This window comes from Eubacteriales bacterium mix99 (assembly GCA_038396605.1).
Lineage (GTDB): Bacteria > Bacillota > Clostridia > Caldicoprobacterales > DTU083 > UBA4874.
The window spans coordinates 13,923-35,409 of record CP121690.1; the positions used below are offsets into that span (position 1 = coordinate 13,923).

Below are 21,487 nucleotides of genomic sequence, written 5' to 3' on the forward strand. Positions count from 1 at the left end.
CTGTTTTTCCCTTTTCGCCCCTGCCCCTGACTTTCGCTATGGAAACCCCTTTTTCCTGCCTCATCCGACTTTTTGTGGGGAGCGCAGCGTTCCACCACGTACAGGACTTAAAATCCTGTGGGCCCGGTATGTCTCCCCGGTATATCTCCATGAACAGGAAGCCCATTGTGTCTATCCTCCTTGTCGGAGGCCGGATTCAACATGTTCGCATGGCCATGAAGATCATACGGCTTCCAGAAAACGGTACTGGGAAAGATAGAGTTCGTAATATTCCCCCTTTTGCTTCATTAATTCATCATGGCTGCCGCATTCCTTTATTTTCCCGTCATCAATCACCATGATCCGGTCGGCATTGCGTATGGTGGACAGCCGGTGTGCGATCACAAAGGAAGTCCGGCCCTTCAGAAGCTGTTCCAATCCCTTTTGCACCAGAATTTCCGTCTCGGTATCAATACTGGAGGTTGCCTCGTCCAGAATGAGAATCCGTGGATCCGCCAGAAGCGCCCGGGCAAAGGATATCAGCTGACGCTGCCCCTGGGACAGCCTGGATCCTCTCTCATGGACCTCTGTCTGGTATCCCCTCTCCATTTCCCGTATAAAGCCGTCAGCATGCACCACCCGGGCTGCCTCCATTACTTCTTCATCCGAGGCATCCAGTCTGCCGTAACGGATATTATCCATAATCGTACCGGAGAAAATAAAGGAATCCTGCATCATCACTCCCATTTGCCGTCTCAGGGAATTCATGGACACGGTGTTGATATCGATGCCGTCCACCAGGACCCTTCCCTTCACCGGCTCATAAAACCGGCTGATCAGGTTGACAATGGTACTCTTACCGGCACCGGTGGGGCCGACCAGGGCAATGGTTTCCCCGGGGGCCACCCGGAAGTTGATATCCGTCAGAACCGGGTTCTCCGGTTCATAGCAGAACGTCAGATTTTCAAAGGCGACTCTTCCCTGGATGTCGGGCATTTCCTCCGCATTCCCGTGATCATAGATATCCGCCGGCGTATCCAGCAGTTCGAAAATCCGTTCCGTGGAAGCCATAGCCATCAGAATGGAATTATAGAAATTGCAGATATTGTTCACCGGCTGCCAGAATCGCCAGACATAGCTTGAAAACGCCACCAGCACGCCGACCGTAACCGTTCCGCTGTCGATCATGCCTACGCCGAACCAATAGACCAGAACCACGGCTACGGTGGCAATCACTTCGGAAAATGGCCCCATCAGGTTGTTCACATGAATGGCATTCATCCAGGAGGAGCGGAGATCCTGGCACAGCCCCTTGAAAATCGCATTGGTTTCCGGCTCCCGGATATAAGCCTGGGTGACCCGCATTCCGGACAGAGTTTCATGCAGATAGGCATTCATATTGGAAGATTTCCTGCGGACGGCCTGCCATCTGTGCCGGATGACCTTTTTCAGGGACAGAATGGCAACAAGCATCAGCGGCAGGACGGAAAGGGCGATCAGCATCAGCCGGTAATCCATGGAAGCCAGCATAACAATCACAAGGATCAGTGTGGCAATATCCGTCAGGACATTGACAATTCCGTTGGTCAGCAAATCCCCCAGGGAATTGACATCATTGATGATCCGGACCAGGATTTTCCCGGCAGGACGGCTGTCAAAATAATTAAAGGAAAGCTTTTGGATGTGGTTGAACATGTCCTGCCGGATCCGGTACAATACCTTCTGCCCGACCTCAGACATGGTGCGCACCCGCTGATGCATGCACAGCGCACTGATGGCGTTGACGGCGAGAAAAACCGCGGACAGCCCGGCCAAGGCGCCATATTTCTGCTGCACCATATAGTCATCAATGGCGATCTGCAGAATGCGCGGACCCAGCAAGCCGCAGAAGGCAGCCACAAACATCAGGGTCAGAGTGATGGACATTTCTTTCCGATAAGGCCGCATGTAAGCCAGAAGCCGCTTCAGCTGATTCATGTTGAACGGTCTTTCCAATTCTTCATCCTGGGTAATCCGGTTATGCAACATCTTATATCACCTTCCCTTTCCGGTCTGCTTCCATCGGATCCGACGCATGCCAGCCTGCCCGGAACTCCTCCAGCTTATCCAGATCATGATACTGCTGTCTTACCATTTCATAATACCGGCCTTTCCGGTTCATCAGCTGTTCATGATTACCGCGTTCCACAATCCGTCCGTTCTCCAGAATCAGAATTTCATCTGCGTTTTTCACGGAGGAGATCCGATGGGCAATAATGAATGTAGTACGGTCCTTCTGCACTTCCTTCAACGCTTTCTGAATCTTATATTCCGTGTCCATATCCACGGCGGAGGTACAATCATCCATAATCAGGATTTTGGGATCCTTGATCAGCGCCCTGGCAATGGCGATACGCTGCTTCTGGCCGCCGGACAGTCCGGTTCCCCTTTCCCCGACGATGGTGTCATATCCCTGAGGCGTTTCCGAGATAAAATCATGGGCATCTGCCATTTTTGCCGCCTGTATCACTTCCTCCCGGGTGGCATCGGGTTTGCCGTAAAGAATATTTCCCTCTATGGTATCAGAAAAGAGGAAGGTATCCTGCAGGACTATGCCGATCTCCGAACGCAGACGCCGGATGCTCCAGTCCTGGATCTCCACGCCGTCTATCCGTATGCTGCCGGAGGACCGGTCATAAAACCGTTCGATCAGGTTGATGACCGAGGTTTTCCCTGCGCCGGTGGCTCCCATAATGGCAATGGTGCTACCGGCCGGTGCCTGGAAGTTTACATGAAGCAGAACCGGCTGCTCCCGATAACGGAAGGTAACATCCTGAAAGCTCACGTCCCCGCGGAATTCTTCCGGATCATATGGACTTTCCGGTTCCCGGATCGTCGTTCCGGTATCCAGGACATCAAAGATTCTTTGTCCGGAAGTAATGGCCTGCGCCATCATATTGATGATCCAGCCCAGCATTCTCATGGGCATAATAAGCATCCACAGATATCCGTTGAAGGTTACCACGGTGCCAATGCTGATTTCCCCCCTTCCGACCATGCGTCCGCCAAACCAGATCAAAAGGATCAGACAGATCCCGGAGATAAAATCCATAGCAGGGAAATATTTTCCCCAGATCCGGCTGGATTTAATATTCAGCACCCGGTTGCGCCGGTTCTCCTTTTCAAACTTCCCGGTTTCATAGTCTTCCCTGGCAAACGCCTTTACCATCCGCACCCCGGTGATGTTTTCCTGGGTAACGGTATTCAAGGTTGCCTGCTGCTCCCGGATCTCACTGAACACGGGGCGGACCACCTGATTGAACCGATAGGCACAATATGCAATGGAAGGTGTAACCAGAAGAGTTGCAACGGCTAATTTGGCATTTTGGATGAAAAGGATCACAGCGGTACCGAAAAAGTAAACGCCATTCTCCATCAAAACCGGAATACCGGACGCAAGGAATACCCGGACTCCTTCCAAATCACCGGTCATGCGGGACATCAGCTCACCAATCCGGTTGTTGTCATAAAAGGAGAAGGGGAGCTGCTGCAAATGAGTATACATGTCATTTCTCAGATCATACAGACAATCCTGAGAGAAGCTTTCAAACAAAATGCCCCGAAAATACATGGCGGCACTTTTCAGTACCGATCCCACCAGCAGGATCAGAAGCAAAACCGAAAGCATCTCCCGTTTTCCACCCTTGATGACATCATCCACAATGATTCCGGAAATCGTAGGCGTGATCAGATTGACGGCGATATAGAGAATCAGGAATATACATGCGGCAATCATCTTTCGTCGGTACCGGCTGCAGTACCGGAAGATTCTTTTTAAAATTTCCAAAACATAACCCCCAGTTAATTTGGTCCGTTTCCTATTGTCGGAAAAGTATCGTAAATACTGTGGATGAGAATCTACATCATATTAATGAACTTTCCTGATAAACGCAATGCAGGGTATCGGTAAAAAAACGCCGGAAATCTTCTCCCCGGAAACAGGAAGCAGGTGTTCCCCCTCCTCCTTCCGAATAAGCCGGATTCTTTGAATTATCTGCACAAATCATAATTATACATACCCTGCAATTCCCCGCACCGAAACATCCCCGGAAAAAACAGTGCGAAGAGTATCATCGGCAAGCCGGACCACCAGAGCACAATCCTCTGTCAGATCGATGGCAGTCCCATCGAATTCCTCTGTCCGGCCGATAACATGAACCGGTTTCCCCAATGTGATGCATTCCTTCCTGTACCCGGTCAACAGCTCCGCAAATTCTTCCTTTTCCACGTATCTGTTATAGTACTCCTCAAAGCTGTTCAGTATTTCAGCCAGAAGAAGATTCCGATCCACCTTTTCTCCGGATTCCAGGAAAAGGGAGGTCGCCGTGCGGGACAGTTCCACCGGAAAATCCTCTTTCCTGGTGTTTGCGTTCAGGCCGATTCCAACCGTTACATATTCAATCCGATCCGGATCGGCCTGTATTTCCGTCAGGATCCCGCATACTTTCCTCCCGCGGAGAACAATATCGTTTGGCCATTTGATGCCGGCATTCCGCCCGGTCACCTTCCGGATGGCATCTGCTGCTGCCAAAGCGGCCAACACGGTGATGCGGGGAGCATGCAGCGGTGGAAAAGGAGGCCGCAGAATCAGGGACATCCAGATGCCCACACCTGCCGGAGACACCCAGGCACGCCCCAGCCTTCCCCTGCCGCTTACCTGCTCTTCCGCCGCCACAAGCGTTCCATGGGCTGCACCCTTCTGCGCCAGTTCCCTGGCTCTTGCATTGGTGGAGCCAATGGAAAAATGCAGATCCATGGACTGTCCCATGATATTGGTGTTCAGACAAGAACGGATCAATTCCCCGCTCAAGCGATCGGGAACTTCCATGAGACAATAGCCCCTGTTGGAAACCGATTCAATCCGGCAGCCTTCCTCCCGGAGCTGCCCGATACATTTCCAGACCGCTGTCCTGCTCACTCCCAGCTTTTCGCTGATTTTTGCCCCGGAAACAAACTTTCCACGGTTGCCCAACAATATCCTGAAGATTTTATCTTTCAAAGAGCTTCTCCTCCCTAATTTATCAGAATGTATTGCTAATTCTTCCGTATCCTATTATTATAAAGGAAAGAGACCCGTTCGTATATACCTTTCCGGGTATAGCAACAACGAAATGGAAATAGGTACGGATCATCCGAAAGGAGAGGGGACCCCTTGGAAAAGGCATCTCTGCTGTTAAAAAAAATACAGGAAAATATGGAATGTGTGATGGTAGGCAAACGGGAATCCATCCATCTGATCCTGATCGCCCTTCTGGGCAGGGGGCATGTTCTGATTGAGGACGTACCGGGAGTCGGGAAAACCATGATGGTTTCCTCCCTGGCCAAATCCCTCAATCTCAGCTTCCGCAGGATCCAGTTCACCCCGGATGTACTGCCTTCCGATATTACCGGATTCTCCATGTACAATTTCAAAAAAGGAAAAATGGAATTTCAGCCGGGTATGATTATGCACCAGATCATCCTTGCCGATGAAATCAACCGGACCTCGCCCAAGACCCAGTCCAGCCTGCTGGAAGTTATGGAGGAGGCGCAGGTCACCGTGGACGGTATCACCTACCCGGTTCCTGCACCGTTTATCGTGCTTGCCACACAGAATCCCGTGGAGTATATCGGTACGTTTCCCCTTCCGGAAGCGCAGCTGGACCGATTTATGCTGAAGGTGACCATGGGATACCCTTCCCGGCGGGAGGAAATGCAGATCCTGTCAAGGTTTCAGACACAAAATCCGCTGGACACCCTGCAGCCTGTCGCATCCGCCGGGGATATCCTGTTTCTTCAGAAAACGACAGCGGAGGTAAAAACAGCGCAGGCCATCAGGGAGTATATCTCCGGCATTGTTTCCATGACCCGGGATCATCCCGATCTGAGCCTCGGCGCCAGTCCACGCGGATCCCTCTACCTCATGCGGGCTTCCCAGGCCTATGCCCTGCTGCGGGGAAGGGACTATGTCATTCCGGATGATGTACAGAAAATGACCGTTCCGGTGCTGGGACACCGTCTGATATTGAAGCCCGAAGCCCGCCTGAAGGAACAGACGGCGGAAAGGGTGCTGCAATCCATCCTTCATACCCTCTATGTGCCGGTGATTTCATCATGAAAACACGGGGGATCCTGTTCGTCCTTTGCACCGCGGCACTGCTGCTGCTCGGTCTGTATACCGGGGAGCTGCTCTGTTATATCGTCTTCGGCATCCTTCTCTCCATTCTCGTCTATGCGGTGCTGACCTGTCTGTGGACTCTGCTGGACTTCCACTACCTGCAGAATATTGCACCGAAGGAAGCACGCAAAGGACAGAATGCGGTCCTTACCATACAGATCCACAACGACAAACCTTTTCTCTTTCCTTTTCTCAAAGTCTCCTACCGAACGCCCGAATCCCTGCTGACCAATACGAAGAAGGAGGGCATTCTGTCTGTACTGCCCTTTCATTACGTGGAAATCCGGGAGGAGTTTCCATGTTCCCTGCGGGGAAATTATCCCATTGGCATCACAGGAGTGGAGGTCATGGACCTTTTCGGACTGTTCCATTTTTCCATGGATCTGACCAGGAAACATTATCACAAAATGCTGCAGCTGACGGTCCTTCCAAGAGTTCTTTCCCTGAATGATCTCCCTCTTCCCGAAATCCGGCAGGAGGGTCTTCTGAGCAATCAACTGCTGAAAACCAATGAAACGGCAGTTCAGTCGGATATCCGCCGGTATGCCTACGGGGATCCCCTCAAAAAAGTTCACTGGAAGATTTCGTCCAAAATGCAGGATCTTTATGTGATGAACTATGAAATGACAACACAGCCCCATATTCTTCTGTTTCTGGAAATGAATCTGCCGGACCGGATCAGCATATTGGAAAGGCGGCAGTTGGAAGATCAGATGGTCGAATCGACTGCGGCTCTGGCCCATTACCTTCTCAGCAAATGGATCCCGCTGAAATTGATTGTCTACCAAAGGGCCAGACAGGAACTGAGCGGCAGGACTCCTCAGAATTTTCCTGCCTTTTATGAGTTTCTCTCCGGCATCGCCTTTCAAAGTCCCTTTTCCATGTCCAGGATCCTGCAGATCGAATCCTCTGCATTCCATTCCAACGAAAGCCTGATTCTGGTGGTGGATCAGATATGCCATGACCTGTTCAACCGTCTTTGCCTTCTCAGACAGTCCGGTGTCCGTCCCATGGTCTTTCTGATAAAAGCCCGAAACGGGAAAAATCAGAAAGATGAAAAAATGCTGCAGGATCTCCGTAAAAAGGCAATCCCGACTTTCCTCATCCATACCGATCAGCGTCTGGATGAGGCTTTGGAGGCGATGGTATGAAAAAGAGCAGGTGGATGGACATTCTGATGGAGAGCCTTGTTTTTTTCATTATGACCAGCAGTCTGAGCACCGCGTTTCTGAGAGCCATTCACCTGCCGGTGCATATCGGTACAATCGCGCTGATCACCATCGCCCTGAGTGTCCTTCTGCGGATCGTTTTTTGGAATAAACAAACTGCAGCAATCCTTCTTCCCCTGTCCGTTCTGGTCGGGCTGGCAGTACTCCGGTGGATGGCGGGGCCGGAATGGCAGCGTTCCATCCAGGTTTTCCTTCGGTGGCAGATCGATTGCATCCGTGGAAATGCAATCCTTCGTCCGGCTAGTTGTCTCCCTGCCGCCTGGTTCTGGATCTGCCTGATCGGAACCGTTCTTTATCTGCTGCAGGTTAAGCTGCGATGGTCCTTCCTCCCGTTTGCGCTGGGGGCCGCCCTTCTGATCACACTCTGGCTGCTGGGTCATCGGGAGCCCCGATGGTGCATCTGGGTGTTTGCGCTGGGCAGCATCCTGCTCTGGGGAGGAAGTTTCCATAAAAAATTGTCTGGAAAAGCTTCCCTTCCCCATTATGGAACCTGGCTGATCCATCTCCTGCCATTGGCCGTTCTCATCCTGCTGACCGCCAGAATTCTTATTCCTGCAGATACCGATTATCGATGGCCCTATCTGGTAAACAGCGTGGATCGGGTCAAGACGCAGATCCGGGATCAACTTGGCTTTTCCGGACCGAGGCAGCCTTTTCGTCTGTCGGAAACCGGATTTCCGTCCTCTCCGGAGAAGCTGGGCGGCCCGGTTCAACTCAGTGAGGATGTGGTGCTGGAAGTTTCCTCCCCGATGCCCCTTTATCTGAGGGGCTCCCTTCTGAATGAATACGCCGGTTCCGGATGGACGGATACCATTGAGGACATGCGTTACCGATTTTGGGACATTGCGTGGGAAAAAAGCCGGAAAGGCGTCTATAATTTTGATGAACAGATCTGGAAGGATTTAAAGGAAAAAAAACAAAAAGAGCTCTTTCCGGAAGTCGAAGCCGTGGTTACCCACATCGGAATAAAGAGCTCCGCCATCTTTCATTCGCCTCAGCTGACGGACATCGATACGGTAAAGGGCGCTTCCCAGCCCTACTTCAATACCAAGGGAGAAACCTTTACCACACGGGAAATCGTCACCGGAGAACCCTATACCCTGCGGTCCCGGGTACCGGACCGGACCAATCCGGAACTTTTGCAGTACCTGACGGAAAAAGTTCCTTCCATCGACTGGAACCGGCCTTTGCCGGACTCCCTTCTCAAGCAAAAGGGATATCGGGAAAAAGTCCTGTCCATCCAGAAGCATTATATGAAGATACCGGATTCCGTACCACAAAGGGTCTGCGATCTGACGAAGCAGATCACAGCCGGCAAGGATTCCCCCTATGAAAAAATCATGGCCATTCAGTATTATCTTCAGAGCCACTTTGCCTATACGGTCCGGCCGCCTTATACGCCTTCCGGCCGGGATTTCGTGGATTATTTCCTGTTCGACCTGAAAGAAGGCTACTGTACCTATTTTGCCTCCGCCATGGCGGTTATGGGCAGGGCAGCCGGCATTCCCACCCGCTACGTGGAGGGATTCCTGATGCCTTCCTCTCCCAATTCCAATGGGATCTACGAAGTGAGAAAAAAGAACGCCCATGCATGGGTAGAAGCTTATTTCCCAAGATTTGGATGGCTCACTTTTGATCCCACCCCTGCGGATGCATTGACGGAATCGGCCGGGGAAAATGCTTACCGCAGCAACGATCAGATCCTGTACTGGCAGGATTATTGGGAACACAGGATGGACCGGAAGCAGAGCAAGGAAGATAACACATTGGATATGCCGTCTCCGGACAGCCCGGAGACGGAGGATAAAACGAAATGGTCCCTGCCGGCAGCACGGGCGGGCGTCTGGATTGCCCTGGGCTTTCCGCCCGCCCTGGTGTCTGCTGCTGCCCTGATCCTCTTTCTCTGGTATCAGCGTCATTGGAAAAAGGTTGCCAAAATGCCTTTCCGCCCCCGCCTCCACGCTTATTACAATGAAATCCTGTGGCTTCTGGAGCTCTACGGAGCGCCTGTCCGGCAGGGGGAAACTCCCTATGGGTATGCGGAAAGAATCGATACCTGGCTGATCAATCCCGCCGGGTCCATGAAAGATATTGCAGAGCTTATGGTCAATACGGAATTTGGAAATCACCGGCTGACGGAGGCAGATCTTTCCTGGGCAGAGGAATTCTATCAAAACCTAAAGGGCAGTGTACGGGATATCCAGGGACCCTTCAGGTATCGCTTCCGGACCATCCGGCGAATGTTCTCTTATCGAAAGCAGAGTCAGAAGCGCAATTTATTTTGAAAACTTTTTACCCCTTACGAAGGTCTCCCGAACCTGGAAGTCCGCGTCCAGAACATTGATATCCGCATCGTAGCCTTTCCTGAGCTTCCCTTTGTATCCGTCCACTCCAATCTCCCGGGCAGGCGTCTCGGTCAGCATGGCAATGACATCCTCGGAGGGGATCCCGATTTTTATCATATTGCAAAGAGCGCGATTCTGTGTCAGGACACTGCCTGCCAGGGTACCATCCTTCAGGCGTGCCGCTCCGTCCGTTACATGAACAGGGAGACCGCCCAGCTCATAATTCCCGTCCCTGAGGCCGGCAGCCGACATGGCATCGGTAATCAGCACAGTCCGATCCGGTCCCTTGACCCGAACCGCCAGACGCAGGGCAGCCGGATGAATGTGGATCAGGTCCGCGATCAGCTCTATGGTGGCTGAATCATTGTCCAGAATGGCGCCCACTGTTCCGGGTTCCCTGTGCTTAAGAGGCGTCATGGCATTGTAAAAATGGCAGATATGGGTGATGCCGTGCTGCATGGCACAGACACATTGATCATAGGAAGCCTTTGTATGTCCGATGGAAACGACAATGCCCCTGTCCTTCAGATAGTCCGCAAATTCCAGGGCGCTTTCCCTTTCCGGAGCCAGGGTCATCAGTCGGACAATATCCGGTGTTTCCGCCGTGATCTCCTCAAAGGTTTTCTGGTCCGGCGGAATAATGCATTCCTCCACGTGGGCCCCTTTTGCCAAAGGATTGATAAACGGTCCTTCCATATGGGCACCCAGAATCTGTGCACCCTTATGGCTTTTCCCCTGCATATATTCCGATACCGTGTGCAGGGCATCCTGAATCCGGGGAATGGTTTGGGTCATGGTGGTGGCAAGCCAGGACGTGGTACCGTTGCCTGCCAGAAAAGCCGATATATTCTCCAGAGAATCCTCCCTGGCATCCATTACGTCGGATCCGTTGGAGCCGTGGATATGAATGTCAATGAAACCGGGGGCAAGATATCTGCCCTGCACATCCACTGTCCTGCCATCCTTCCAGGTCCCCCTGGACTGGATGTCCGCTATTTTTTCCCCTTCCACCAGGATATCCAGGCCTGTTTTCCATGCTCCGTCCAGATAAATCCTGCCGTTAGTCAATATCATCAATACCATCTTCTCCTTCCATCGATTTGCCCTTTTTGATTCTTTGCCTGTTTCCTCTCTCTGATATCCATCCGCAATGGGATCCATATCTGCTGATACCTACCCATTCCAAAATGTTTCGGACAAAGAGCCGTCCTTCCGGACAAAAAAAGCCCTCCCTGCTCCTGCAGGGAGGATCCTCTTTTCAATTTCCTTTATTTTATCATTCTTTTTCCGGAATTGCAATCCCGGAGTTGCTCCGGGAAATGCCTTCTTTACCGATAGAAGGAATGGTTGCCGATGGTGCCGGTGCACTGCTTGTTGCGAACGATCCAGGAACCAGCAGCCTTTTTGGGATTGAAGAAATAGAGTGAATCTCCAACCGGCCTGCTGCCTGCATAGGCTTCCTTCGCTGCTCTCACACTGGCGTTGTCCGGCGTGTTGTAGATGGTTCCGTCGGCCACCGGGCTGAACTGCGGGATTCCCTTATAACTGTCAAATATGATCTGATAGATGGAATTCGGGAATTCGGAAACGTTCAGCCGATTCATAATCACGTTGCCTACTGCAACTTTGCCTGCATAGGATTCTCCCTGTGCTTCCGCGTGGATGATCCTCGACAGCCAGTAAATATCGCCATTGGTTTTCTTGCTCGTTGCCACATTTTTTGCCGGAGCTTTTTTCCCGTACAATGCGGCGTTGGTTTTTGGCCCGACAATTCCGTCCGGTACCAGTCCGTTTGCTTTCTGAAAGTTGACAACCGATTGCCTGGTTTTCCGTCCAAAGTATCCGGTTGCCCGCCAATGGGTAAAGCAACCCCGGTTCAGGAGTTCCTGCTGCAGATGCGTGACCTCGGTGCCTCTGCATCCCCATTTCTGAAGTCCGGCTGCGGAAGCCTCCGCCGTCGGAACCGCCAGGACAGCCGTAATCAACAGCGTGGCGGACAGTCCTTTCAAAGCATATGATAATTTGTTGATCCGATTTTTCATCATATAAACCCCCTGGAGGTTGAATTATGTCAACCTGTTTGTTGGGTACATTATATGATGACAGGTACAGGCTGTCAAAACGATCGAAAAGGCACCATTGGCTTTTATTACGGGATTATGAAACAAATATTACGTTTATGTTAAATTTGCTGACTTTTTTAGAGACATACCACATTCATCCAGTCCTTCGCCTTTCATTCCTCTATTCTTGTGACGGATACCTGAGGCAGCAGGGCATCAAAATCCGACCTGCTGCAAAGCTGAGTTCCTTCTGTCATTACAGACGCTGCTGCAGCAGCGGTAGCCATTCGCAGCATTTCCGCAGGCGGCCTGTCCTCCTCTGCCGCAAGGCATAGAGCTGCCACCATGGAATCCCCCGCTCCCACCGTGCTTTGGACCTTTACCGGCAGGGCCGGGGCAAAATACGCGCTGCAGGGGTCCACAATCACAGCGCCCTGTGCCCCTAGAGAAACACACAGAATCTGTACTCCGGAACGCAGCAGTTCCCTGGCGCCTTCCACGATCTCTTCCTTTGTATTTCGCTCTTCTCCCAATATCTTTTCCAGCTCAAACCGATTCGGCTTTATGAGATAAGGCTGCGCCTTCAGCCCTTCGGACAAAAGCGGTCCCTCCGCATCCAGTACCAGACGGCAGTCCCCTGCGCACTCTTCCATCAGTTCCCGGTACACGCCGGACCCCACGCCCCTTGGGACGCTGCCGCTGAAAACCATCATGCTGCTTTCCCTGCTGTATCGCCGCACCTTTTCCTTTAAAACCTGAATGTTCCCTTCTTGCACCGGAAAACCGCTTTCATTTACTTCCGTAACCACGCCTTTGGACCGGTCGAACAGCTTCAGGTTCGTGCGGAGTTCTCCCGGTACCATGACAAAATCATGCCGGACATGCCGATCCGATAGCCTTTCCCGTATCAAGTCCCCGCCGCTTTGATAGTTGATGCCGGTACACAGTGCAGTACCGCCCAGATTAGTATATACCGATGCCACATTGATGCCTTTTCCCCCGACATCCAATCTGCCGTTTTGAACCCGATTGAGGCCGCCATAGTGAAAGGTATCCACGGTCACGGTCTTATCCACACCTGGGTTCATCGTAACGGTTGTAATCATCTTTTTCCCCCTTGTTTTTTCAATCTTCCTGCTTCAAAAAAGAGAGCCGGCACACTCCGGCTCCCCGTTGAAAATATATTGACTATATTTACTGTACCTGCTCCGCCCCGGATTTTGCCTGTTCCACCACCCTGGCACTGATGTTGGCCGGCACTTCCTCATATCTCTCAAACGTAACCTGAAAACTGCCTCTGGCCTGCGTCATGGAGCGCAGATCCGTGGCATACCGGATCATTTCCGCCTGGGGAACCTCCGCAACGATTTGCTGCAGTCCATTGCCGGCAGGGTTCATCCCGAGAATCCTGCCGCGGCGTTTGTTCAGATCCCCGATAATGTCCCCCATGTACTCATCGGGAACCACCACCTCTGCCTTCATAATCGGCTCAAGGAGAACCGGATCGCTCTGCTCCAGCTTTTTGTAGGCCAGGGACGCGGCTACCTTGAAAGCCATTTCGGAGGAATCCACACTGTGATAGGATCCGTCATACAGGGTGGCCCGGAGTCCAACCATGGGATACCCGGCAAGGATACCGTTTGGCAGGCATTCCTTCAGGCCTTTTTCCACAGCCGGAATGTATTGCCTTGGCACAACACCGCCGACAATCCTATCCACAAACTCAAACTCCTGATCCGAATCCTCATCCTTCATCGGCTCAAATTCGATCCAGACATGACCATACTGTCCATGACCGCCGCTTTGCTTCTTGTATTTTCCTTCTGCCTGCAACGGCTTGCGAATGGTCTCCCGGTAGGGAATCCTTGGCTCCCGGTAAACCGCGGAAACCCCGAATTTATTCTGAAGCTTTCTGGCGATGACATCCAGGTGCATTTCGCCGACGCCTGAAATCAGCATTTCACCGGTCGCCCGGTTTTTCTCAACGGTAAAGGTCGGATCCTCCTCGGTAAGACGGTGCAGGCCGGCAAACACCTTATCCTCGTCCCCTTCATCCCGGGCCTCCACTGCAAGGGATATGGCAGGAGCCGGGAAGTTGATCCCGGGATAGAGGATCGGCCTGGACGCATCGCACAGCGTATCGCCTGTTACCGTATCCTGAAGCTTTGCAACCGCAGCAATATCGCCGGCGGTTACCTTGTCCGCAGAAGACTGCTTTTTGCCCCGTAAAAAGTAAATGTTGTTGATTTTCTCCAATTTATCCTTGCTGGGGTTGTAGAGGGTTATCCCGGTTTTCATTTCACCGGACAATACCTTGAACAGGGACAGTTTCCCGACAAAAGGATCCACCACCGTCTTGAATACCAGGGCGGAGCAGGGATCCGAAGTGGTACAGCTCCGCTCTGCCGGCTTCCGGGTACGGGGATCCTCTCCTTTAAAATTCCCACATTCACCGGGCGCAGGAAGATAGTCGACAATGGTATCCATCATTGTCTCCACACCCTGATTGTTGATCGCAGATCCGCAGATCACAGGTACGATATCCCCGCAGACCACACCGCTGCGCAGGGCGGATCGGATCTCCTCCTCCGTCAGTTCCTCCCCGGAAAAATATTTCTCCATGAGCTCCTCACTGGTCTCGGCAGCTGCCTCCACCAGCATGGTACGGATCGGCTCAATCATCTCGTTCATGTTCTCCGGAACGGGAGCTTCCCCCAGATCTTTTCCTTTAAACTGCCAGGCTTTCATCGCAATGATATCCACAAAACCGGTAAACTGTCCGTCTTCCGTCAACGGTACCTGAAAGGGGGCAATCGCAGTGCCATAAAGTTCCTTCAGCTGCCGGATGGTCTTTGCAAAATCGGCATGCTCACGGTCCAGTTGGTTGATAAAAATCAGTCTGGGAATATTATGTGCCTTGCACATATCCCAGGCCTTCCCGGTACCCACACTCACACCGGATACCGCTCCCACCACGATACAGGCGCTGTCCGCCACTCTGAGGCTGCCTACCATCTCTCCCACGAAGTCAAAATAACCGGGAACATCAATTACATTGATCTTCCGGTCCTTCCATTCCAAAGGGGCCAGTGCGGAGCCGATAGAAATCTTCCTTTTGATCTCCTCCGGATCATAATCCGAAATGGTGGTGCCGTCTTCCACTTTACCAAGACGATCGGCTGCTCCGGCATCGAACAACATGGCTTCTGTCAGGGTAGTCTTCCCTTCCCCACCGTGGCCGATCATGCCGATATTTCGTATCCTGTCGGTTGTATAGTTCTTCATCAACATTCCCCCATTCCATTTTTTAACTTGCGAAATTTTGTGGTAGATCAAGATGATCAAAAGATATCAAGGTAATAATTCGATAAAAATCGCAATACCCCTTCTTTATTGTAACATATTTCACATCAAAAAGGGAAAACAATATGAGGTTGTCCCCATATTGGACGGTTTCGGGACAAGGAAGAACTCCGCCCCGATACCCAGGAAGCTGCGTTCCGCCGGGTGCCTACAGCAACCGCAGGATCACAATAAGGAGTACGATGAACACCACCAGAACAATGCCCCATTTCAGGCCTTTTTTTCGCAGGAAGACGACTTTCATAACAACACCTCCTTACATAAATGGTATGCAGGGAGGTGCCGTGTTAGACAGGATATTCAAAATAGGGACAATTCGTCCCGGAATCTTCCCTTTCTGTTTTCTCAGTATTTTCTGAGGATATCTTCCAGAATGTTCTTTGCTTTCCGGATATCCTCTTTTTGCCCTGGACCGGAGATCTCCCTTTCAATGGTAAGGGCCCCCTGATAGCCATGAGCAATCAATCGGTCCAGAAGACGCGGGAAATTCACGCCGCCTTCCCCCACAGGGGTTTCCTGTCCCAGGTGCCTTCCATTCGTCGGATACCTGCCATCCTTGACATGCACGCCCCGGATCCGATCCCCATAAATATCCACTGAATCCACCGGATTGCCTTTTCCATAAAGCAGCAGATTGGCAGGATCCAGATTGATTCCCAGATTGTCCAGGCCGATATCCTCAATGGTGCGCACCAGGGTAACGGGGGTTTCCTGTCCCGTTTCAAAATTAAAGTACAGGCCCAAAGATTCACAGTAGGATGCAACATCCCGGATGGCAATCACAACTTCCCGGTATTCCGTCGTGGAGGGATTCTCCGGAAGGAACCCCACATGGGTGGTAATGTCTGTGATCCCCAGCAGCTTTGCAAACCTTGCTCCCCTTTTCAGGGCTTCCATCCGCACATACCGGAATTCCCGCGGAACCAGCCCCAGTGTTGCAGGGCCGTCGATGAAATTCCATGCCTTTGGCCCGGGCCAGCCTACCCATAAACTGGAGACTGTAATGGAATCCCCAACAATTCCCTTCAGGGCAGAAGCGTTTTCTTCCGTCAGAATGTCGGTATTCCAGGCATTCACCTGGCAGGAATTCAAGCTAAGGGCCTCCAGCTCTCCCGTTCCGTTTTTCAATAGACTTTCCAATGAGACAATAGCGCCGATGTCCAGTTGATACATTCTTCTCTTTCCTTTCCGCAATTTATACTTTATTAGATGAAGTTCATATTATCCGTCCAGGGGAATGGAATGGGAAACACGGTATCCACAACTCTCCTCAATTCCGGCTTGCCGGCCAATTCCTTCCTGACAGAAACATTCTCCGGAGAGTCCTGCTCTCTTTGGCCAAACAGGAGCTGCCCCAGATCGTCCATGCCGTTCACCGTCATGGTCTCCTCCCCGCAACAGACCGAAAACGTCCCATCTTCTTCCGTGAACTCCAGGGCATCCACTGTCTCATCCGGAAGATACTGCTTCATATAAGGCTGCAGGCTGTTCATCAGGGAAGGAAAGTCAAGTATCTTCAACGTTCCCTGCTGATCCTGATGCTGCAGCGGGATCCCCTCTTCCTCCAGCAGGATCCGGATTCCGTCATTTTTTCCGCAGACCAGGGCACATTCACTCAGATTTCCGTCCTGAATCAAACGGCGGATTCCCTGAATCACTGCCATTCGGTCTCCTGCATATTCCCTGATTTCTGCCCGGTCGGAATCCCGGAAAAAACGTACAACGAAATACGCTGCGGCTTTCCCGTCGATCCGAACCAGATAAGATTTGAAATACCGATTGCCCCATGGAGTCATAACGCCCTCATGAAGCCGGGTAAACTCACGACAGGTACGATGAAAGCGAACCGCCTCCTGATTGTAAAGATGAACCGCCTCCCTGAGATGCAGCCGCTCCATTGCCACCAGGGAAAGGCCAGTTCGGCCCGGACTCTTTCCGGGCTTCAATACAGCCCTGTCAAAGCCGCCAACCCGTACACATTGCCGGCGCCGATACAAGCCCCGGCCTCCGGAAACCAGCATGACTTCCACGCCTTCCCTGTGCATCCTGGCTTCCACATCATCCAGAATCATCGTGGCAAAATGTCTGCCCCGGTAGTCAGGATGCGTGCATACGGCTCCGACGGAAGCCGCTCGGATGGTGCTTCCCTCCACAGCGATGGTAGACGGATAATAATTGATATCCGAAACGGGCTGCCCGTTTTCCGTAATGATTCTCATGTTCTCCCGGTTTTCCTCACACAAAAGCAGCGGGAATTCGATCCCCATTGTCGGTTTGCAATGGTTTCCGGTCCGGAATACTAAATTGACCAGATCGATAACCGGCTGAACTTCCTCCGGTTTGGTTGCTCTGGGTCCTTCCATGTTTTTTGCCTCCATTCTCCTCACAAAGAATTGTTGCTCTGCCTGCAACACAATTATAAAGAAATTTAGGGAGAAAATCAATTTTTCCTAAAGGGCAGCGCAGGAAGAGGAAAACTGCATCCGATACAGCCCCGCATAAACCTGATTGAGATCCAGAAGGGCGGAGTGTGTGCCTTGTTCACAGATCCTGCCGTTTTCCATTACAAGAATCACATCTGCATTCCGGATGGTGGAAAGCCGGTGTGCCACAATCAGCACCGTTCTCCCCTCCATCAGAACCTCCAGGGCTTTTTGCACCTGATGCTCCGATTCCGTATCCAGAGAGGCGGTGGCTTCGTCCAGCAGCAAAATCGGCGCATTTTTCAGCAAAGCCCGGGCAATGGCAATCCTCTGGCACTGCCCGCCGGACAGCCTGGCGCCCCTCTCTCCCACCTGGGTATCGTAGCCGTCCGTCAGCTCCCGGATAAAGTCATCCGCATAAGCTGCTTTTGCCGCTTTCTCAATTTCTTCCGGGGAGGCTCCCCTCCTTCCGTATCTGATATTCTCCCGGATGGTGCCGCTGAACAGATAGCTTTCCTGGGGAACGTAGGCAATTCTGTTTCGGACTTCCTGCAGACTGCAGTCCCGGACGGAGCGCCCAAACAGATAAATATCCCCCTGATCCGGTGGATAAAAGCCCAGCAGAAGACGAAAAAGCGTACTTTTTCCGCTGCCGCTCATACCGACAAGAGCGGTCACCCTGTTCTGCTCCACATCCGCATCGAAGTCATTCAGCACATCCCGTCCGGCTTCATAGGAAAAGCACACCTTTCGGAAGGAAACAGCAGGCAGGTCGGAAGACTCTTCCCGGACCCCGGAGTCCTCTGCGTCCGATGTTTCCGGTGCCTTTGACGCCTCCGGTGCCTTTGATGCTTCCTGCGCCTCCGGTGCCTTTGATGCTTCCTGCGCTTCCGGTGTTTTTGTATCTGCAGGGATCCTGCTTTTTCTTTTCGAAGTCTCCTCCACAGAAGCATCCAGCAGTTCAAAAATCCGATCCGCCCCGGCCAGGGATCCCTGGAGCTGGGAAATAAAATTCCCGATGGAAGTAAACATCCAGGTAATCCCGTTCATCATCTGCACAATGGGGACAACCTCGCTGAATGAGATGTCCCCGTTCAACGCCAGAACACTGCCGGCGATCAAAATGCCGACAAAGCCCATGGTGTTCACCAGACCGTTCATGCCGTTCAGCATGGATTGATAAACAATCCGCTTCATTGCCATATCCTTTACCCCCAGGTTGGCAGAAGCATAATAAGCAAACAAACGCTGCTTTAGGTTGAATATCCTGGACAAACGATCGCCTGCAAGAATATCCGTCAGAGCCTGGGTGGATTCTGACAAATGCCGCTGTACCCCGTCGCTTGTCTTTTTAATCGGTCGGGCAAACAAGGCATTCAGCAGGGCACAGGCCGCTCCGATGACGATCCCGATCCCACCCATTTTCGGATGAATCGAAAAGATCACCACGATGGAGCCGATGCCGGACAGAACAGCCATCAGCGGCAGGGCAAGCTGCCAGCTGTACGCATTCTCCGCCGTCTGGACATCGTTGGTCATCCGGGAAAGCAGATCACCGCTATGACTCGCTCCGATTTGTGTCATGGAAAGCTGCTGGATCTGATGAAACAGCCGGCTGCGGATATTTGCAGTTGTCCTTGCCACCGAGCTTTGAAAAAACCAGGAAAACAGCGGAATGGCCAGTATAAAAATCAGCAGGCGGATCCCCAGAGTGAACAGTGTCTGACGGAGCAAGCCCATATCCCGGGTTAAACCAGCCTGGGTCAAGCCTTCCAGGGATCGTGCAAAAATCAGGTTGCTTCCAAAACTCTGCAGGGAGGTGCCCAGAATCCCAATCACATAAATCGGCCACCACTTTCCTGTAAATCGCAGCAGCCGAAACAGCCGGTTATTTCCTGTGGAAATACGCTTTTCCCCCTGCACTTTTCTTTCCCACATTCTTTCTTCCCCCCCTCACGCCTGCATTCGGCCAGAATCTGCCTCTGCATATTGTTTGTAATACAATTTACGGTACAGACTTCCCGTCTGCATCAGTTCTTCATGTGTCCCTTCCTCCACAATGTGGCCGTGCTCCATGACCAATATCCTGGAAGCGGACCGGATGGTGGTCAGCCGGTGGGCAACCACCAGAACAGTCCTGCCCTTCATCAGCACCTCCAGAGCCTGCTGCACCTCACGCTCCGATTCCGTATCCAGGGCGGAGGTTGCTTCATCCAGCAGCAGGATGGGGGCGTCCTTCAAAAGTGCCCGGGCAATGGCAATTCGCTGACGCTGCCCTCCCGACAGCCTGGCGCCTCTCTCGCCTGCCAGAGTCCGGTATCCCTCCGGCAGACTTTCAATGAAATCATGAATGTCCGCTGCCTTTGCCGCCGCAATAATTTCCTGTTCCGTCGCATCCCTCTTTCCATAGGCAATATTCTCATAAATGCTTCGGGGATACAGATAGGTATCCTGGGATACCCAGGCAATGTGGCTCCTCAGGGCTTCCAAATTCCAGTCCTCTGTTCTGCCGCCAAACACCCGGACATTTCCCGAACAGGGAGCATAGAACCCGGCAATCAGTTTCAGAACCGTACTCTTCCCGCAGCCGCTGGGACCTGCCAGGGCAATTGTCTGCCCCGGTGCAATTTCAAAGTTCTGATTCTGCAGAACCTCGCGATCTTTTTTCCTGCCCTCCTCCCCATAGGAAAAGGAAACATCTTCAAAGCAGATCGCCGGAGTCCGGACATCGCTGTCCGCAGAAAAGCATTGCCCGCTTTCCCTTTCCACCGGCTCGTTCCAGATCTCAATAATTCGTGAAGAAGCAGCGGAAGCCGTACGATAGGAAGCAATCGCAGAAGGAAACTGGGCCATGGGGTTCAGGACAAAATTGGAGAGATTGATGAAGGAGATCAACTCGCCGAAGGTCATCCTGCCAGCGGTAACAAGATAGCCGCCATAGGCAAAAATCAGCAAAATGGGAAGCATCTGCATCAGAAGATTCACCGGAGCAATGGCCTCGTGGATCCGTACCGTCTTCAGGCTTTTGCCCAGCGCCTTTTTCACTGCTCCGACACATTTCCTGTCCAGTGTTTCTTCAATTTGAAAGGCTTTTGCTTCTTCCATGCCTTCTATCATATCTTTGGACACAACATTTACCTCGGCCAAAGCTTCCTGCTGCTGCACGGTATATTTTTCAATGGGTCTGGACATCAGCAGAATAAGTATCAGGAACAGCGGAGTTGCCGTAAAGCTGGCCAGGGACAGCGCAAAGCTGGCGACAAACAGATATGCGGCAGCTGCGAGAAAGGTAATGGGTTGTGCAATCAGCTCTGCCAGGGAACCCTGCAGGAACTGCTGCAGCAGACTGATATCATTGTTCAGCCGGGACAGCAGATCACCGGAAGGATGCCGGTCCAGACAGGATGCCGGGAGCTTCTGTATATGCTTTGTTGTTTTCTCCCGAATGTCATACATGGCGTATTGTGCATACCGTCCGGCACAGTAGGTTCTCAGGATAGAAACCGGGAATTCGATGACGGCAATCCCTGCCACAATCCGGACCGTCCGGTAAAACCGGAGCCGATCTCCCGATACGGCAGCATCCAATCCCCTGCCCAGATAAATGGATGAAAAAACAGTGCAGGCAGCACCAAGGACGGAAACAACCGCCGCCAGGACGAGCCAGCTCCGGTAGGAACCGGCAATATCCAGCAAACGAATCATCGGTGATTTTGTCCCCGCTTTTTTCACCTTATATACTCCTCTCCTGAAATGGTTGTTCGCGTTTGTTTTTATCCCGGCAGATTTCCCTTCTACCGGTTCCTGTGTGGGATTCAACTGGATGGACTCCTTTCGGCATCATTTTGCATTGCTTTGTATTTGCTTTGTATTTGATCTGTTGTTTTCA

The 21,487-nt window shown here is 52.0% G+C and carries 14 protein-coding genes; 3 read left to right on the forward strand and 11 right to left on the reverse strand.

Annotation, left to right across the window (positions count from 1 at the left end; translation table 11 throughout):
* Positions 1-222 precede the first annotated feature (222 nt).
* From QBE55_00060 to QBE55_00070, 3 genes are all read right to left on the reverse strand, one after another.
* Positions 223-2,007 (reverse strand): ABC transporter ATP-binding protein, encoded by a 1,785-nt coding sequence (locus tag QBE55_00060; GenBank protein WZL78604.1) that lies wholly within the window; start codon positions 2,005-2,007, stop codon positions 223-225.
* A 1-nt stretch (position 2,008) separates the two neighbouring features.
* On the reverse strand, positions 2,009-3,805 hold the full coding sequence (locus tag QBE55_00065; protein ID WZL78605.1) for an ABC transporter ATP-binding protein: 1,797 nt from the start codon (positions 3,803-3,805) through the stop codon (positions 2,009-2,011).
* Positions 3,806-4,027: 222 nt separating this feature from the next.
* Positions 4,028-5,017: a biotin--[acetyl-CoA-carboxylase] ligase gene (locus QBE55_00070; GenBank protein ID WZL78606.1), complete on the reverse strand. Its 990-nt coding sequence runs from the start codon at positions 5,015-5,017 to the stop codon at positions 4,028-4,030.
* Positions 5,018-5,170: 153 nt separating this feature from the next.
* Here QBE55_00070 and QBE55_00075 point away from each other — a divergent pair, with 153 nt between their 5' ends.
* Genes QBE55_00075 through QBE55_00085 form a run of 3 tightly spaced genes read left to right on the forward strand, consistent with a single transcriptional unit; the run spans position 5,171 to position 9,689 of the window.
* The gene (locus tag QBE55_00075; GenBank protein ID WZL78607.1) at positions 5,171-6,115 is read left to right on the forward strand and encodes a MoxR family ATPase; all 945 of its coding nucleotides are present in this window, start codon (positions 5,171-5,173) and stop codon (positions 6,113-6,115) included.
* Positions 6,112-7,326, forward strand: a complete 1,215-nt coding sequence (locus tag QBE55_00080; protein ID WZL78608.1) for a DUF58 domain-containing protein — start codon at positions 6,112-6,114, stop codon at positions 7,324-7,326. The genes QBE55_00075 and QBE55_00080 overlap by 4 nt, the downstream gene beginning before the upstream one ends.
* On the forward strand, positions 7,323-9,689 hold the full coding sequence (locus QBE55_00085) for a transglutaminase domain-containing protein (protein ID WZL78609.1): 2,367 nt from the start codon (positions 7,323-7,325) through the stop codon (positions 9,687-9,689). The genes QBE55_00080 and QBE55_00085 overlap by 4 nt, the downstream gene beginning before the upstream one ends.
* Here the strand turns inward: QBE55_00085 and nagA are convergent.
* The 8 genes from nagA to QBE55_00125 form a co-directional block, all read right to left on the reverse strand.
* Positions 9,681-10,823: an N-acetylglucosamine-6-phosphate deacetylase gene (gene nagA, locus QBE55_00090; protein WZL79959.1), complete on the reverse strand. Its 1,143-nt coding sequence runs from the start codon at positions 10,821-10,823 to the stop codon at positions 9,681-9,683. The two genes, QBE55_00085 and nagA, sit on opposite strands and share 9 nt — an antisense overlap.
* Before the next feature lie 254 nt (positions 10,824-11,077).
* On the reverse strand, positions 11,078-11,794 hold the full coding sequence (locus QBE55_00095; GenBank protein ID WZL78610.1) for a cell wall hydrolase: 717 nt from the start codon (positions 11,792-11,794) through the stop codon (positions 11,078-11,080).
* 191 nt (positions 11,795-11,985) lie between these two features.
* On the reverse strand, positions 11,986-12,918 hold the full coding sequence (gene pfkB, locus QBE55_00100) for a 1-phosphofructokinase (GenBank protein ID WZL78611.1): 933 nt from the start codon (positions 12,916-12,918) through the stop codon (positions 11,986-11,988).
* A gap of 88 nt (positions 12,919-13,006) precedes the next feature.
* Complete coding sequence (gene fusA, locus QBE55_00105) at positions 13,007-15,097, reverse strand: elongation factor G (protein ID WZL78612.1); 2,091 nt, start codon at positions 15,095-15,097, stop codon at positions 13,007-13,009.
* Positions 15,098-15,520: 423 nt separating this feature from the next.
* The gene (locus QBE55_00110) at positions 15,521-16,348 is read right to left on the reverse strand and encodes a sugar phosphate isomerase/epimerase (protein WZL78613.1); all 828 of its coding nucleotides are present in this window, start codon (positions 16,346-16,348) and stop codon (positions 15,521-15,523) included.
* A gap of 32 nt (positions 16,349-16,380) precedes the next feature.
* Positions 16,381-17,538 (reverse strand): GNAT family N-acetyltransferase, encoded by a 1,158-nt coding sequence (locus QBE55_00115; GenBank protein ID WZL78614.1) that lies wholly within the window; start codon positions 17,536-17,538, stop codon positions 16,381-16,383.
* Positions 17,539-17,625: 87 nt separating this feature from the next.
* A complete protein-coding gene (locus QBE55_00120) occupies positions 17,626-19,536 on the reverse strand; it encodes an ABC transporter ATP-binding protein (protein ID WZL78615.1) in 1,911 nt (636 codons plus the stop codon).
* 15 nt (positions 19,537-19,551) lie between these two features.
* Entirely contained in the window at positions 19,552-21,330 is a 1,779-nt protein-coding gene (locus QBE55_00125) for an ABC transporter ATP-binding protein (protein WZL78616.1), read from the reverse strand.
* Positions 21,331-21,487: the final 157 nt, after the last annotated feature.

Excerpts from the sequence above, each read along its gene's own strand:
- QBE55_00060 (WZL78604.1), bottom strand. The coding sequence starts at position 2,007 with ATGTTGCATAACCGGATTACCCAGGATGAAGAATTGGAAAGACCGTTC.
- nagA (WZL79959.1), bottom strand. The coding sequence starts at position 10,823 with ATGATATTGACTAACGGCAGGATTTATCTGGACGGAGCATGGAAAACA.
- QBE55_00110 (WZL78613.1), bottom strand. The coding sequence starts at position 16,348 with ATGTATCAACTGGACATCGGCGCTATTGTCTCATTGGAAAGTCTATTG.
- QBE55_00120 (WZL78615.1), bottom strand. The coding sequence starts at position 19,536 with ATGTGGGAAAGAAAAGTGCAGGGGGAAAAGCGTATTTCCACAGGAAAT.
- QBE55_00115 (WZL78614.1), bottom strand. The coding sequence starts at position 17,538 with ATGGAAGGACCCAGAGCAACCAAACCGGAGGAAGTTCAGCCGGTTATC.
- QBE55_00080 (WZL78608.1), top strand. The coding sequence starts at position 6,112 with ATGAAAACACGGGGGATCCTGTTCGTCCTTTGCACCGCGGCACTGCTG.
- fusA (WZL78612.1), bottom strand. The coding sequence starts at position 15,097 with ATGAAGAACTATACAACCGACAGGATACGAAATATCGGCATGATCGGC.
- QBE55_00085 (WZL78609.1), top strand. The coding sequence starts at position 7,323 with ATGAAAAAGAGCAGGTGGATGGACATTCTGATGGAGAGCCTTGTTTTT.
- pfkB (WZL78611.1), bottom strand. The coding sequence starts at position 12,918 with ATGATTACAACCGTTACGATGAACCCAGGTGTGGATAAGACCGTGACC.
- QBE55_00095 (WZL78610.1), bottom strand. The coding sequence starts at position 11,794 with ATGATGAAAAATCGGATCAACAAATTATCATATGCTTTGAAAGGACTG.